Origin of the sequence: uncultured Phascolarctobacterium sp. (assembly GCF_934190775.1) — a bacterium.
In the GTDB taxonomy this organism is placed as follows: Bacteria; Bacillota; Negativicutes; order Acidaminococcales; family Acidaminococcaceae; genus Phascolarctobacterium_A.
In genome coordinates this window covers 1-14,634 of the sequence record NZ_CAKPTG010000011.1, presented here as the reverse complement: position 1 = coordinate 14,634, position 14,634 = coordinate 1, and the positions used below count along the sequence as shown (strand labels likewise).

The following is a 14,634-nucleotide window of genomic DNA, read 5'->3' as shown; positions in this document are numbered from 1 at the left end:
ACTCATGAATGCAGGAAATTTTACCTCTGGCCAGAAAAATAAAACAGCCTGCTTGTTATCTGAATACAAACAGGCTGCACTACTAGCAACGCTAATAATCACATTACCTATCTGTCTATCGCAGATAACGGTAATATGCCTAGGAAGCTCTCTGGCTTAACTACGCTGACATACCAGCCTGAAAAATCAGTGGTTACAAAGTCTGCATCGTTTTACAGTGGCGGGACCGCATCGGATTTTCACCGAATCGCTTATCTAAGCATAACAATATTTTGACCCTAGGTCTAAAATTATGATAATCTACCTAGCATCATTTGTCAAGAGTATTTTTATCTTTTTCGTATATCATCCCATCTAAAAAAAATCTTAGCATTCTCGTTACCCTAAACTCATAAAGACTCAGTCTTTCCCAAGCTATATCGCCATCATCGGCTATTGCATATTCGGCATTCTGAATCATATCCTGATAATAACCACGTAAAAAATGTTCCTGTACTTCAAAAATATAAAAAACTTCATTACGTGTAAAGCCGTTAAATTTATCTAAAATAATAGATTGTAACCTGTCATCTAGACTATTTACTGCTTTATTATATTGCAAAATATGCTCTCGTTTGCATTCACTAAAAATCCGCGTACTTTCGATAGAAAGCTTAATCAAAGTAATATAGTCTCTGATGTATATATCAGTCAATTTCATAATAAGTTTTTTGAAGTCAACAATATTTTTTATAGAAGTTTGGTTAACCTCTAAAATAAAGCGTTCTATAATATCACTATGCAATTTTTCCAATACATTTAAATACAGAATTCCTTTTGACGGAAAATAATAGAAAATATTTGATTTTACTACTTCAAGTTTCTGTGCAATATCCTCTATACGTACATCGTTATATGAGCTTTGCTCCAGCATTTTAATTGCCGTATAGATAATCTGCTCTTTTTTTTGTGCTCGTTTTTCACTTGCCATTTTTACTTCTCCATTTTTTCTGGTGATACATTTCCTTAAATAGTATTATAGAAGTTTGTAATAAAAATAGCAAGTATTTTGACCTTCGGTCAAATTTGGATATATTGCAACTTATTATACAAAATCAAAGCACCGGAAAGTTCAAAGTAAAACCTTGAAGCCTCCGGTGTTATGTGTTTCATGAGTCTATACCAAATCATCCAAACAAACTGTCTTTATCCCATGTTCTGCCGCATAAGCAACCGCCTGCTCTGTATAACCGGCTTTGGAAAAGAAATAATAATATAAACTCTTATCCTGCGCTACTTTTTTGGCTAAAAAGTGCTTCAAGTCTTTTACGTCTACCGGCCTATGCTTATATTTACACTCACCCAAAAGTATTTGTGTTTGCCTGTAATCAACTGCCATAATATCTATCTCATCAGTCTTATTCCACCAACGACCAATCTTGGTAAAATAAAACGGCAAGTCATGTTTTCTGTTCTGCTTACGCAAATATTGCTGGCAAACATCTTCAAATACATACGATGTAAAACGCTCCAGCTCAGGCTTGACAACATATTGATAAATTCCTTCTGCATCGCCTGATTCCAATTCAGATAAATTAGGAAAAACAAAGGCATACCAAAAGCCAAAGAAATTATCGGTAACCTTGTATAAGCCTCTCTGTGTATTGGCCTGCTCCTTAATATTGGCATCCACAGAAAACTCCCTGCACAAAATTCCCAATTCCAAAAGATTTTTCAAATATACGCTCAGCTTGCTTTTATCAATCTGCGTTTTTTGATAAATATCATTTAATTGGGTATTGCCTAACGCAACTGCTTCAATTACTGCATTATAAACGCTCGTCTCGCGCAGCTCCTGACGCATAAGAAACTCCACTTCACTGTAAAGCACACTGCCTCTGCTTAAAATACTGCGCACAATATTTTCATCGAGAGAGTATTTATCGGAAAACTGCTTTAAATAATGCGGAATACCACCCAAAATTGCATAGGCAGTAATTTTGTCCTCTATGCTGTAATTAGGAAAAAACTGTTGGGCAGAATAAAAATCCATCGCCTGCATTTTTAAGATTCCTGTAGCACGTCCATAAAGCGGATTTTTCTCTGCTAAAACTTCTTTTTCTATAAATGACATTGCGCTGCCACACAAAATCAGCATTACATTAGACTGCTTTAAAACCTCATCCCACAGCTTTTGCAGAATAGAGGGAATGGCGTTATTCCCTTTAACCATATAGGTGAATTCATCGATAACTACAACTATTTTTTTATCTTTTGCTAGCTCTGTTATACTGAGCAAGGCCTGCTCCCAATCACTGAAGCGTGTAATATATTTTGCCGCCTGTTTATTTTTTTCCAATAATCTCTGGCTAAACGCTTCCAACTGTTTTTCATCTATTATTTCTGTGCAAGTATAAAAAACGTGCTCTTTATCTTGACAAAATTGACGCAACAGCTCTGTTTTGCCTACACGTCTTCTGCCATAAAGCACTACAAGCTGACCATCTGCACTATTATATCGATCCTCTAAAAATTTCAGCTCTTCCCCGCGACCGATGAACATCTTACTCACCCCATTTATCTAATCGTGATTTGTATAATCTAGATTAGATAAATTATATACCATTATAAGGAAGTCTGCAAGAGATGGGCAGATGAATGAGAAATACTCTGGAAAACTAAAGGTATGCTTTGAATTCCCAAATTATTTTATGTCTTTTCCATTAATTTCTACATAAAGAAATTCCTTACTTTTATTTCTCCACTACTTTAAGTCACTCACTGTTACATTTAAAACACTTTTAGCTAATTATGTTTCTCAGCCTCTTGCTTTTTGCATATTGATAATATATACTATAAATTAACACTATTCAGCTTATAACATTTTTCAAAACAAGCTGAGGCAGTTGCCGCTGCCAAAAAAATTTTTGATGAGTATTTTTAGGAGGCAATTCATGGAAGCAATTCAACAAACAATTATGTATTTTCACAAAGGCGGTCTCGTTATGTGGCCGCTGCTTTTCTGTTCAATAGCAGTAATCGCTATTGCTATTGAGCGTTTTCTGTTCTACAAAGCAGAAGACAGCGGTCAGCCCTTTGCCGCTAAGTATTGCGAACTTTTACGAGCTGACGAAAGAGAAGAAGCTTTTCAATTAGCTGAAGCAACCAACGGCGAATGCGCTAAAATCGTTGCTGATGCAGCTAAAATCACCGATGGCAGAGAACAACAAAAAGCATTTTTGGAAAGCCAGGCAGGTATTTTCATTGCTAAACTGAAAAATAAACTGGACTACCTTGCTATTATCGTTACTATGTCCCCGCTGCTGGGCCTGCTCGGTACCATCGTTGGTATGATCGGCGCCTTCAGTATCTTCAATCTGGAATCCGGCGCTCCTATCGCTATTACCGGCGGTATCGGCGAAGCACTTATCGCTACTGCTACCGGTCTTTGCGTAGCTATTCTTTCCTTGTGTGCACACTCCTATTTTGCCCATCGTATGGATAATATGATTACCGACATGGAGCAATGCTTCAGTGCTCTTCTCGAAGCAGAAACAAGGAGTGGTAAATAATGCAGCTGCGCAATGTACGTGATAGAAAAACACCGGAGCTTATTATTATCCCTATGATCGATATCATGTTCTTCCTGCTGGTATTCTTTATGCTCAGCACAATGTACATGATCGACCTGAAAACCATTCCCGTTAAGCTGCCGCAGGCAGCACATGCTGCTACTGATACAACGACAACCTTCGCTGTAACTCTGAAAAATGATGGCAATCTTTATCTTGGCGATGCGCCGACAGATATCCAATCTTTAATAACCCAATCCTCAATCGAGCAAAAAAATAATCCTCGTTTTGCTATTGTTATCAGAGCAGACAAGGATGTAGATTACGGTCGTGTTATTGAACTTATTGATAAACTTAAAGGCGCAGGTATTACCCGCTTTGGTTTGGCAACGGATGGAGCTGGTAAATAATGAATTCTGGTCAACGCAGTAGAATCGGTTTTATCGGTTCTATCGTAACACATATTTTTATCTTACTTTTCGTAAGCTTCGTCGGACTGTTTAATTTATCGCATCCGCCTGCTAACGATATCGTAGAGGTATCACTGTTTGGCGGTGGCGGCGGTGGCGGCAATGATGCCGACATCGAAGACAGTAATGCAAACGACGAAGAAAATTCTACTGAAGAAGATGTGCAGGAAGAGCCTACACCTGATCCGGACACCATCTGGAAAAACGATGACAATAAGCCTCAACCTGTACATAAAAAATCTGCTGTGAAAAAAGTTGCCCGTAAGGGCAGCGGCACCGGTCAGGGAAGCGGCCACGGCAGCGGTGTCGGCCCCGGCACAGGCTCCGGCAGTGGCGGCGGTAACGGCAGCGGCCACGGCACAGGCAATGGCAGCGGTTACGGTTCCGGCAACGGTAACGGCGCTGTAGCTGTTATGCCGCGTATTATCCGCAAGATTGACCCTGTATATCCTGCTGCAGAACGCAATGCAGGCATCACCGGTTCAGGCGTTGTACGCCTTCTGGTCAACACCAACGGTACTGTTGATGAGGTTACCCTCGTAAGCTCTAGCGGTAACGCTAACCTCGACCAGGCAGGTATCAATGCCGCTTATAAATGGCGCTTCACCAGCGCTGTCGGTACTAACGGTCAAAAGGTTCGTTGCTATTTACGCTTACCTTTCACCTTCAGACTGAGATAATTAAAACCTGTTAGCTGAAACTCAGCTAACAGGTTTTTTTGTGCTTCAAATATTAAATTTACTTTTCTTGCTGAGCTTCTGTCAGATATGTCCAGCCGTTCTCCTGACGTACCTTGCCCTCTTTCATCAGATGGCCAAGTGCACGCTTGAAGGCAGCCTTGCTGATGCCAAACTTCTGCTTAATAATCTCCAACGGCGTAGAATCGCAGTAAGGCATGCTGCCGTTACGCTTCACCAGGAAATCATAGATGTCCTGAGCATCCGCAACAAGGGCATTTTCCTTTTGCAGGCGCATAGAAACGTTAATGCGTCCATCCTCGCGCAGATATGTTACACGGCAGGTAATCTCCTGACCGAAGTCCAGTCTGCCACCGGGCACTTCACTGCGATGCAGGAAGGCAATGAAGCGTTGGTTAGTGAAAAGGAAGAAGCCTTCCGGCAGAATATTGTAAATCGTACCGGTAACCTTATCGCCGATTTTCAAGCCCTCTGCAGGCTTGGAAGCCTTCACCATATCCTCTTCTACACGCATCGTCACAGCCTGACGGCCGCTCTTATCGCGATACAGTCTTACCCACACAAGCTGGCCGGGGTTTACATGGCCGCGCATCTGGCTATAGGGCAGGAAAACGCCACGCTCGGCGCCGATATCAACGAAGCCGCCGTCACGTGTAACGCTAAGCACACGTACATAGCCTAACTGGCCTTCACGCATCTTCGGCAGCTTCATGCTGGCCGTAAGACGCTTGCTGGGATCAAGGTAAAGATATACCTTTACCTCATCGCCAATATTAACATCAGAGGTCTGCTGCAGCTTATGCAGCATGATATCGTCAGAGGTATTACCGGTGCCTGCATCAAGGAAGGCGGCATTTTCATTCATACGCACTACCTTCAGACTGACTACATCACCGGGACGGTATTTGGTATTATTCATAGCAACAGGAGCCTTCCTAGGTCTGCTGAATTTTTTATTATCAATCATCCGTATTCTCCACAAAGCTTTCCGACGGAGCATCTGCCCAAAGCTGCTCTAAGTTATAAAAATCGCGTTCTTCCTCCAGGAAGATGTGAGCTACAACATCACCGTAATCCAACAGAATCCAACGTGCATCAGCATAGCCTTCCTTGTGAGTAGGATGTACGCCTGCTTCTGCCAGCTTATCTTCAATATTGTCAGCAATTGCCTTAACCAAAGTGCTGTTACCGGCACTGCATACAACATAAAAATCTGTAACCGGGGACAAGCCCTCCATATTTAATAAAAGTATATCCTTTGCTTTTTTGTCATTGGCCGCAGCCGCAATTTTTTGTGCAATTTCTTTAGTTTCCATTAAGCATCCTCCTTAATTATTACCTACTTTTCCAGCAAGCGTTGATTCTTGTTCTAATTCATCTCTGTCCTTAGGCTGCAGGTGCTCCTTCGGCTCTTCTTCAACCTCCGGCTTTTCCTCTTCCTTCTCTTTCAGATAAGGAATCCCCAGCTCGTCCAAGGATTTGTTTACATCAGCCTGATCAGCACGCCAATAGCTCACACCGGTGCTATCGTCAAATTTGCCATAAAGCATACAACTGCGCAGCTTATCATCACCAAACAGCTTAAAGCTGTTGGCTGCCTTAAGCATTGTCAAAGTATTAAGATCTGTTTCCACATATTTGTCCAGCGTTGCCAGCAGACTGCTTACCTTAGTTACATTCTGCACAGAAAACATCTGCTCAGCTGCAGCCTTCAGGAATTTTTGCTGTCTTTGCACGCGTCCGATATCCCCAAGCTCATCCTTGCGGAAGCGCACATATTTACCGGCAGTTTCGCCATCCATATGCTGATAGCCGTGCTTGATATCAATAACCAGATTAGCATATGGATCCTCGTAATACATATCCTTTTCTACGTAGATATCTACGCCGCCAATTAAATTTACCACATCAATAAAGCCACGCCAGTTTGCCAGCGCATAATAATGGATAGGCACACGCAACAGATTAGCTACAGTCTGCTTTGCCATAACAACGCCACCATAAGCAAAGGCAGCATTTATTTTTTCCGGATCCTTATGACCGGGAAGCACTACCATCGTATCACGCGGAATAGATAAAACAGCTACCTTATTATTCTGCGGATCAAAGCTCAGCAGGATAATCGCATCTGTGCGTTTAGGCTCACTTTCTGCAGCCTCACTGTCGCCATCATCAATACCCAATAGTAATACGTTAATGCGTTCATTGAGCTTCTGGTCATCGCGTATTTTATTGTCTGCTGCAGTCACGCCAACATGCGGCGGATTGATAAATTTATTATATATCCAGAAAGTTCCATGGTAAAGTGCTGTTCCCAGAAGTCCCACAAAAATAAGCAGGAAAAGCAATCTTCCCCAACGAATCTTGCGCCTTCTGCGGCGTCTTAACGGCGGTTGTTGATTATTATTTTCTTCCATACTCGCCCCGCCTATTTATTATCTGCTTTCTGCGCCAGCATCAGCTCATTGTAGCCATCAATACAATGCGGATGAATTAATTGGCCACCGGTAAGCAAATATTCTATAGTATTGCTGTAGGCCTTAAGCATTGCTTTATCAAGGCTTTTACGTGCCAGCTTGCGCAAATCATCAACGCCCGGAAAATCTCTGCCCGGCTCAATCATATCGGCTAAAAATACAACCTTCGCCAAATCCGTCATGTGGGCGGCACCAGTCGTATGCTGCGCAATACCTGCCAAAATTTCCTTATCATTTACGCCATACTTAGTCTGTGCATAGTACACGCCTAATTTGGCATGCAGCAAAATCGGCTGATTGCGTTCTACATCATCAATAGCAATTCCCAGTGCATCTGCCTTCGCCGCACTTTCCTTGCTGGCAACCTCACGGCCGCAATCATGCAGCAATGCGCAGACAGCAATTTTTTCTTTCGGCAGCTTATGTGCCTCAGCCAGCTCCAAAGCTGTTTCGTAAACATGTACTGAATGTTTAAAACGCTTCGGCAGCAAGGAAGCCTGCAAAAGCTGCTTCATTTCATCTATTGTCATCATTCTGCTTTATCCCTGCCTTTGATATAATTGATGAGCATTAATATACTGCTCCACGGCCCGCGGCACTAAGCCTGCCAGGCTTGCTCCTTCGTGCAGTCTTGTCCTTATTTCTGTAGATGAAATATCGTATTCAGGTGTATGCAGCAGCATAATTCTTTCTGCAGCAGCAGCGCCCAGATGCTGCACTACCTCTTCCATCACACCATCATAGCCCGGTCGGCCGGCAGCTACAAAGGTTGCCAGCTGCAGCATTTCCTCAATAGAATTCCAGGTATGCAGCTGAGCTACCGAATCGGCACCAATAATAAAATAAAGCTCCTTATCCGGATACATCTGTCGCAACTCACGCAGGGTATCTACCGTATAGGATACGCCGCTACGTTGAAGCTCCATATCTGACACAGTAAAATGCGGATATGGCTTTACTGCCAGCTCAGTCATCGCATAGCGATGCTCCGCCGGCGCATAATCCTGTCCTACCTTATGCGGTGGTACAAAAGCTGGGATAAAAATAATTTGTTCCAGTGCAATACGTTCGTAAACAGCTTCAGCAATACGCAGATGCCCTATATGAATAGGATCAAAGGTCCCGCCTAAAATACCAAGTCCCTTTCCCGTCACAGTCATCCTCCTTGCTCAACACTTTTCTATTATTTTATTATATCAATCACTCAGCATTTGCACAACCTTCTGCAGCAGAATTATTATCGCAATAAGCAATAAAATTCCCTTTGTACGGTCTTTGAAATCAAAAACAGTTTTAGGCCTTCTCAGATAATCTGAAAAGGCCTGCAAATAATCTTTAAATGTAGGGGGATTAGGTTCTCTTTTTTTCATTTCTTCTCCAAGTTTAAAGATAAAGTGAAGAGAGACTCCCTTCACTTTATCATATTATTTTACTCGTATCTCAAAGCATCAATCGGGTCAAGCAGCGCTGCCTTGCGTGCCGGATAAATGCCAAAGAACAACCCGATGCCGACCGAAAAGATTACCGCGATAACAATCGCCCAAACGGAAATAACTGTATTCCAGCCTGCCATACTGCTGATGATGCAGGAAGCACCGATACCAAGCATTACGCCCAGAGTGCCGCCGATAATACCGATGACCATAGATTCAACAAGAAATTGCAGCAGGATATTATTATAGGTAGCGCCTAACGCCTTACGGATACCAATCTCACGCGTACGCTCTGTTACCGATACCAGCATAATGTTCATAATACCGATACCGCCGACCAAAAGGCTGATAGCAGCAATGCAGCCGAGAAGTATCGTAATATTATTAGCCGTCGACAGCATAGTTTCCATAATCTGCGCCATATTGCCTACGGTAAAATCATCATTATCGCCCTCTTTAATCTTGTGGCGGGTACGCAGCACCTGTTCCACATCAGCCTGTACATCATTGATAATATTTTCATTTTCAGCCTGTACCGTGATGCGCTGTACATTCGTAATACCCATCATGCGGTTCTGTGCCGTAGTAAGAGGAACATAAACCACATCATCCTGGTCCATGCCCATGCTGCCCTGACCCTTGCTTTTCAAAACACCGACAACCTGAAACGGTGCCTTGTTAATACGCATAATCTTGCCAACAGGATTGCCCTCGGGGAACAGGCTGTCAGCAACGGTCTTACCGATAACTGCCACCCTGCCGCGGCTTATGAGATCACGGTCGTTCAAAATACGTCCGTCATCAACCTCCAGGCTGGAAATAGTAAAGTTACTGGGCGTTGTACCCTCAACACGGCTGGTCCAGTTCTGATTGCCTGCAACCATCTGATAGCTTCTGTTGACACTGGCCGTAATGTTGGCAATGCCGTCAACCTGCTTCCCGATAGCCTGCATATCATCATACGTCAGCTTAACGCCTTCACCTGCTGCCAGACGTGCACCGGTAGATGTACGGCCGCCGGAGGTAATAATCAGCAGATTACTGCCCAGCTTGGAGATATTGCTCTTAACATTCTCCTTCAGGCCAAAGCCCAGGCTGACCATTGCAATAACAGCACCAACACCGATGATAATACCAAGAAGCGTCAGGAAGGTGCGCAGCTTATTGGAGACCATGCCCTGCAAAGCCATTTTAATGCTTTCATTCAACATAAATATCTACCTTCCTTTATCAGCTCTGCGTACCGTCGCGCATCTGCTGCAGCTCGATAGCAGCATAATCAGTCTTGCCACCGCTGCGTTCATCACTTACCAGCTGTCCGTCACGCATTACCAGAATGCGCTTTGTCTGCTCGGCAATGTCCGGCTCATGAGTAACCATAACCACCGTCTTGCCGCTTTCATTCATTTTCTTGAAAATATCCATAATCTCGTAACTGGATTTGGTATCAAGATTACCTGTAGGCTCATCGGCCATAATAATCGCCGGGTTATTGATTAAGGCTCTGGCAATGGCTACACGCTGACGCTGGCCGCCGCTCATCTCCATAGGCTTATGCTCCAGCCTTTCGCCCAGGCCAACAGCCTCCAGCGCCTTCTTAGCGCGCTCCATGCGCTCTTCTTCATCCACACCGGCATATACCAACGGCAAAGCTACATTCTCCTGCGCTGTCAGCTTAGCCAGCAGATTAAAGTTCTGGAAGACAAAGCCTATCTTTGCATTACGTGTATGCGCCAGCTCATCGTCATCATAGCCGGCAATCTCCTTGCCATCAAGAAAATATTCGCCGGAGGTCGGTCTGTCCAGACAGCCGAGAATATTCATCATCGTAGATTTACCGCTGCCGGAAGGACCCATGATAGAAGTAAATTCACCTGGTTCTATCTTCAGATTGACGTGATAAAGCGCGTGTACCACGCTGTCACCCATCTGATATGTTTTCATTATATCTTTTAATTCGATAACAGACATAAAGCTAACGCCTCCTTAGTGCATCGGCGGGGGGCCCATTCTGTTACTGGTCTGCTTGCTGACAGCCTTCTTCACCAGCAGCTTGTCACCAACGCTGAGGCCAGTTGCCGTAACTGCTACCTCACTGTCGCTTGTCAGGCCGAGTTTTACGTCTACATCACGTGTTTCCTTAGTATTTTCGTTATATACCTTTACGTAGTGACGGCTGCCCTCACTGTAGATGCAGTTTAAAGGCACAATGGTTACATCGTTTGCTTCATCGATAATAATCTCAGTTCTTGCTGTCATAGTCGGCAGCAGTTTGCCCTTAGCATCATCAACGGTAACATAAACCTTATAATAAATAACGTTGTTTTCCGTAGTTGCACTGCGGGAAATCAAACGCACCTTACCGGTAAAGGTTTCGTTGGGATAAGCATCAACAGTAAACTTAACCTTCTGCCCATCCTTAACCTGACCGATATCGGATTCGTCAACCATTGCTTCAATCTCCATATTATCAAGCGTTGCCACAGACATAATAACCTGCGGTGTGCTGATACCGGAGCTGATAGTCTGGCCAACAGGCGTCGGCTTACCGATAATATAACCGGAAATCGGTGTGGTAATAACAGTATCATTAACATCAGAAGCAGCCTTCTCATAGTTGCTCTTGGCTACAAGATAATCGGCCTCCACGCCGTCAAAGGTTGATTGGCTGATAGCACCACGGTTCAGCAGGTTCAGATTACGCTCATAGTTCGCCTGAGCGTTATGCAGCTTGGCCTGCATCTGTGCCAACGTTGCGTTCAAGGATGTTGCATCAAGGCGCACTAGTACGTCACCAGCGTTGACATGCTGGTTTTCCTTAACCAGTACCTCAACAATGCGTCCGGTAATTTTGGAGCTGATATCAACATTATCCTGTGCGCTCAATGCACCGGTTGCCGAAACAGTTTCCGTAATGTTGCCTTTTTTTACTTCGCCCATCTTAACAGCAGCAGTTGTAACCTGCGTGCTTTGATAATATTTATAGCCACCATAGCTGCCTGCCAGCAAAATCGCAGCTGCTACGAGGATATATTTATTCTTTTTAACGAAATTCATCATTTTGCATCCCTCATTCTTAAATATATTCCTTTACTATTATAACCTCTACTCTTTTTGAGGTCAAAGCAAGTATAGCAAAAAGATGTGTTTTTTTTATGGCACCATTAACAAAATTCAACACATATAACAAAAACCCCCGTCACTTTCGTGACAGGGGTTAATTTGCATTTACGATAAAGCATATGGTGCTTTATTCGTCAGACTGGCATTATTTGCCGGGGAAGAACGGCCATACCATCGGAATAACGATCAGGGATACGATGAAGCATACGATTACGAGACCGCAACCAGCTTTCAGGTAGTCCATGAATCTGTATCCACCAGGGCCAAGTACCAGAGTGTTCGGAGGAGTACCTACCGGAGTTGCGAATGCGCAGGATGCTGCAACAGCGATAGCCATCAGAACTGCTTTCGGGTCAGCGCCCAGGTTTTGAGAAATTGCAATACCGATCGGGCACAGCAGAGCTGCGGATGCGGTGTTGGACATGAACTGAGTCAGACCGCAGGACAGGATGAACAGTACACCAGTTACAACCAGCGGAGAAGGAGCGCCGCCCATCAGGCCAACAGTCCATTCAGCGATGAGTTTACCAGCGCCGGTTTTATCCATAGCGGAGGATACAGGCATCATGCCAGCGAACAGGAAAATGGTTACCCAGTCGATAGAAGCATAAGCTTGTTTTTCAGTCAGGCAGCCGGTCAGTACGCACAGCAGAGCGCCGATGATAGCAGCCATTTCCAGGGATACGCCCGGGATACCAACAGCCATTACCAGGATAACGCCCAGCAGGATAACGCCGGAAACCATTTGTTTAGATCTGGAAATTTCGTTAGCCTCTACCTCTTGCTCGATTTCTTGGTCAGCATCGAGTTGTTTGTTCGGGAGCAGATATTTGCCCAGGAACATCATGTAGAGCATACCAGCTACGGAGATAGGAACACCGATCCAAGCGAATTCGAAGAAACCGAACGGCTCGATACCAGCAGCATTCATTGCACCTACTGCAATGATGTTCGGCGGAGTACCTACCATGGTGATGATACCGCCCCAACCGCAAGCGAATGCCAACGGCATTAACTGACGGGAAGCAGGAATTTTAGCTGCAGAGCAGATGCCCAGTGCAACCGGCAGCATGCAAGCTGCGGTACCGGTGTTGGACAGAACTGCGGACATTACAGTACCAACGATCATCAGACCGAACATCAGGCTGTTTTCGCTGGTGCCGCACATTTTAACTACGGTGTTACCAATTTCTTGAGCCAGGCCGGTGTAGAACATGGAAGCGCCTACAACGAACATACCTGCAAAAAGTACTACAGTAGAGTTGGACAGACCGCTGAATACTTGCTTAGCAGGGATCAGGCCTAACAGGCCGCATGCCACAGAGGCACCAATAGCAGTAACTGCGAGAGGAATAAGTTCAGTTACGAAGAATAATGCAACTACTGCCAACAGAATAAGACATTTGATAGCTGGGGACATTGTTTTCCTCCTTAAAAATAAAAATGTTTTGTTGTCTGTGTGTCACTATACACACTGAAGGTCATCAATAAAATAATTCTACAAGTTATCAGTAAGTTCTATCATTAACAAATTATAGAGCTTACATTTCAGCCAATTTCTCAGCAGTTGAAGGCTTTGATTTTTCCTCACTTACATAACTTACTTAATTGGCTTTTTCACTTACTTTAATTACTTAATTGTCAACAGTGTTAAGTTTAACACACTTCTGACAAATTTGCAAGCCTTTTTCATTTATTTTATTCCTGTACTTTACATGTTTTTTCACTCAGCTTATTGTATATTTATGCATAACATTGCTTGTTTATAATTATATTGTCTGATTCCCCTTTTTTATTAAAAATATGTCTGTATGCTCACTCTTGAAATCACGTATCTCCGGTGCTCTCAGCCATATTTTGAAAAACAAAAATCCCCGTCACTTTCGTGACGGGGATTGATTTGCATTTTAGCTTACTCGCCTAACAAATTATTTGCCAGGGAAGAACGGCCATACCATCGGGATAACAACCAGGGATACTACGAAAGCTACCAGAACCAGGCCGGTACCAGCTTTTACATAGTCCATGAATTTGTATCCGCCAGGGCCAAGTACCAGAGTGTTCGGAGGAGTACCTACCGGAGTTGCGAATGCGCAAGATGCTGCAACAGCGATAGCCATCAGAACTGCTTTCGGGTCAGCGCCCAGGTTTTTGGAGATTGCAATACCGATCGGGCACAACAGAGCTGCGGATGCGGTGTTGGACATGAACTGAGTCAGGCCGCAGGACAGGATGAACAGAACTGCGGTTACAACCAACGGAGAAGGAGAGCCGCCCATCAGGCCAACAGTCCATTGAGCGATAAGTTTGCCAGCGCCGGTTTTATCCATAGCAGAGGATACAGGCATCATGCCAGCGAACAGGAAGATGGTTACCCAGTCGATAGAAGCATAAGCTTGTTTTTCAGTTAAGCAACCGGTCAGTACGCAAACCAGAGCACCGATGATTGCTGCCATTTCCAGGGTTACGCCTTTAATGCCGAGAGCCATTACCAGAACAACTGCCAACAGGATAACGCCGGAAACGATTTGTTTGGATTTAGAGGTTTCATTTGCTTCGATTTCTTGCTCGATTTCTTGGTCAGCATCGAGTTGTTTGTTCGGGAGCAAATATTTGCCTACAAACATCATGTACAGCATACCAGCTACGGAAACCGGAACACCGATCCAAGCGAATTCGAAGAAACCGAAAGGCTCAAGACCAGCAGCGGTCATAGCACCGGTAGCAATGATGTTAGGAGGAGTACCTACCATGGTGATGATACCGCCCCAACCGCAAGCGAATGCCAACGGCATTAACTGACGAGAAGCAGGAATCTTAGCTGCGGAGCAGATACCGAGTGCTACAGGAAGTAAGCAAGCTGCGGTACCGGTGTTGGACAA

16 protein-coding genes and 1 riboswitch are annotated in these 14,634 nt (G+C 44.2%); of the genes, 3 read left to right on the top strand and 13 right to left on the bottom strand.

Translation table 11 applies throughout. The features are described from left to right. Positions 1-124 precede the first annotated feature (124 nt). Positions 125-297: riboswitch (cobalamin riboswitch) on the bottom strand. A gap of 13 nt (positions 298-310) precedes the next feature. Together Q0G26_RS07150 and Q0G26_RS07145 are read right to left on the bottom strand one after the other, a co-directional pair. Continuing rightward, positions 311-970 (bottom strand): TetR family transcriptional regulator, encoded by a 660-nt coding sequence (locus Q0G26_RS07150; RefSeq protein WP_293829406.1) that lies wholly within the window; start codon positions 968-970, stop codon positions 311-313. A gap of 186 nt (positions 971-1,156) precedes the next feature. After that, the gene (locus Q0G26_RS07145) at positions 1,157-2,542 is read right to left on the bottom strand and encodes an ATP-binding protein (protein ID WP_293829404.1); all 1,386 of its coding nucleotides are present in this window, start codon (positions 2,540-2,542) and stop codon (positions 1,157-1,159) included. Positions 2,543-2,933: 391 nt separating this feature from the next. Here Q0G26_RS07145 and Q0G26_RS07140 point away from each other — a divergent pair, with 391 nt between their 5' ends. The 3 genes from Q0G26_RS07140 to Q0G26_RS07130 are packed head-to-tail and all read left to right on the top strand — an operon-like array spanning position 2,934 to position 4,701. Beyond that, positions 2,934-3,551: a MotA/TolQ/ExbB proton channel family protein gene (locus Q0G26_RS07140; protein ID WP_249747766.1), complete on the top strand. Its 618-nt coding sequence runs from the start codon at positions 2,934-2,936 to the stop codon at positions 3,549-3,551. Continuing rightward, positions 3,551-3,961, top strand: a complete 411-nt coding sequence (locus Q0G26_RS07135) for a biopolymer transporter ExbD (protein ID WP_293829398.1) — start codon at positions 3,551-3,553, stop codon at positions 3,959-3,961. Before Q0G26_RS07140 ends, Q0G26_RS07135 begins: the two co-directional genes overlap by 1 nt. Next, positions 3,961-4,701 (top strand): energy transducer TonB, encoded by a 741-nt coding sequence (locus Q0G26_RS07130; protein WP_293829396.1) that lies wholly within the window; start codon positions 3,961-3,963, stop codon positions 4,699-4,701. The genes Q0G26_RS07135 and Q0G26_RS07130 overlap by 1 nt, the downstream gene beginning before the upstream one ends. A gap of 58 nt (positions 4,702-4,759) precedes the next feature. Here Q0G26_RS07130 and Q0G26_RS07125 read toward each other — a convergent pair whose 3' ends face one another. From Q0G26_RS07125 to Q0G26_RS07075, 11 genes are all read right to left on the bottom strand, one after another. After that, complete coding sequence (locus Q0G26_RS07125) at positions 4,760-5,638, bottom strand: S1-like domain-containing RNA-binding protein (protein ID WP_366517756.1); 879 nt, start codon at positions 5,636-5,638, stop codon at positions 4,760-4,762. Between the two features lie 40 nt (positions 5,639-5,678). Further along, positions 5,679-6,035, bottom strand: coding sequence for a ribosome silencing factor (rsfS, locus tag Q0G26_RS07120; protein WP_293829392.1), 357 nt, complete (start codon positions 6,033-6,035; stop codon positions 5,679-5,681). A gap of 12 nt (positions 6,036-6,047) precedes the next feature. Beyond that, complete coding sequence (locus Q0G26_RS07115; protein ID WP_293829390.1) at positions 6,048-7,136, bottom strand: LCP family protein; 1,089 nt, start codon at positions 7,134-7,136, stop codon at positions 6,048-6,050. Between the two features lie 11 nt (positions 7,137-7,147). Then, positions 7,148-7,729 (bottom strand): bis(5'-nucleosyl)-tetraphosphatase (symmetrical) YqeK, encoded by a 582-nt coding sequence (gene yqeK, locus Q0G26_RS07110; RefSeq protein WP_293829388.1) that lies wholly within the window; start codon positions 7,727-7,729, stop codon positions 7,148-7,150. A gap of 6 nt (positions 7,730-7,735) precedes the next feature. After that, positions 7,736-8,356, bottom strand: a complete 621-nt coding sequence (gene nadD, locus Q0G26_RS07105; protein WP_366517755.1) for a nicotinate-nucleotide adenylyltransferase — start codon at positions 8,354-8,356, stop codon at positions 7,736-7,738. Between the two features lie 36 nt (positions 8,357-8,392). Beyond that, positions 8,393-8,566: a hypothetical protein gene (locus Q0G26_RS07100; RefSeq protein WP_293829384.1), complete on the bottom strand. Its 174-nt coding sequence runs from the start codon at positions 8,564-8,566 to the stop codon at positions 8,393-8,395. 59 nt (positions 8,567-8,625) lie between these two features. Then, positions 8,626-9,840 (bottom strand): ABC transporter permease, encoded by a 1,215-nt coding sequence (locus Q0G26_RS07095; RefSeq protein ID WP_293829382.1) that lies wholly within the window; start codon positions 9,838-9,840, stop codon positions 8,626-8,628. 19 nt (positions 9,841-9,859) lie between these two features. Further along, a complete protein-coding gene (locus Q0G26_RS07090; protein WP_293690903.1) occupies positions 9,860-10,600 on the bottom strand; it encodes an ABC transporter ATP-binding protein in 741 nt (246 codons plus the stop codon). Between the two features lie 15 nt (positions 10,601-10,615). After that, on the bottom strand, positions 10,616-11,689 hold the full coding sequence (locus tag Q0G26_RS07085; protein ID WP_293829380.1) for an efflux RND transporter periplasmic adaptor subunit: 1,074 nt from the start codon (positions 11,687-11,689) through the stop codon (positions 10,616-10,618). Between the two features lie 208 nt (positions 11,690-11,897). Next, complete coding sequence (locus Q0G26_RS07080; protein WP_293829378.1) at positions 11,898-13,172, bottom strand: SLC13 family permease; 1,275 nt, start codon at positions 13,170-13,172, stop codon at positions 11,898-11,900. Between the two features lie 508 nt (positions 13,173-13,680). Continuing rightward, positions 13,681-14,634, bottom strand: a 954-nt coding sequence (locus Q0G26_RS07075) for an SLC13 family permease (protein WP_293829377.1), incomplete at its 5' end; no start/stop codon positions are given.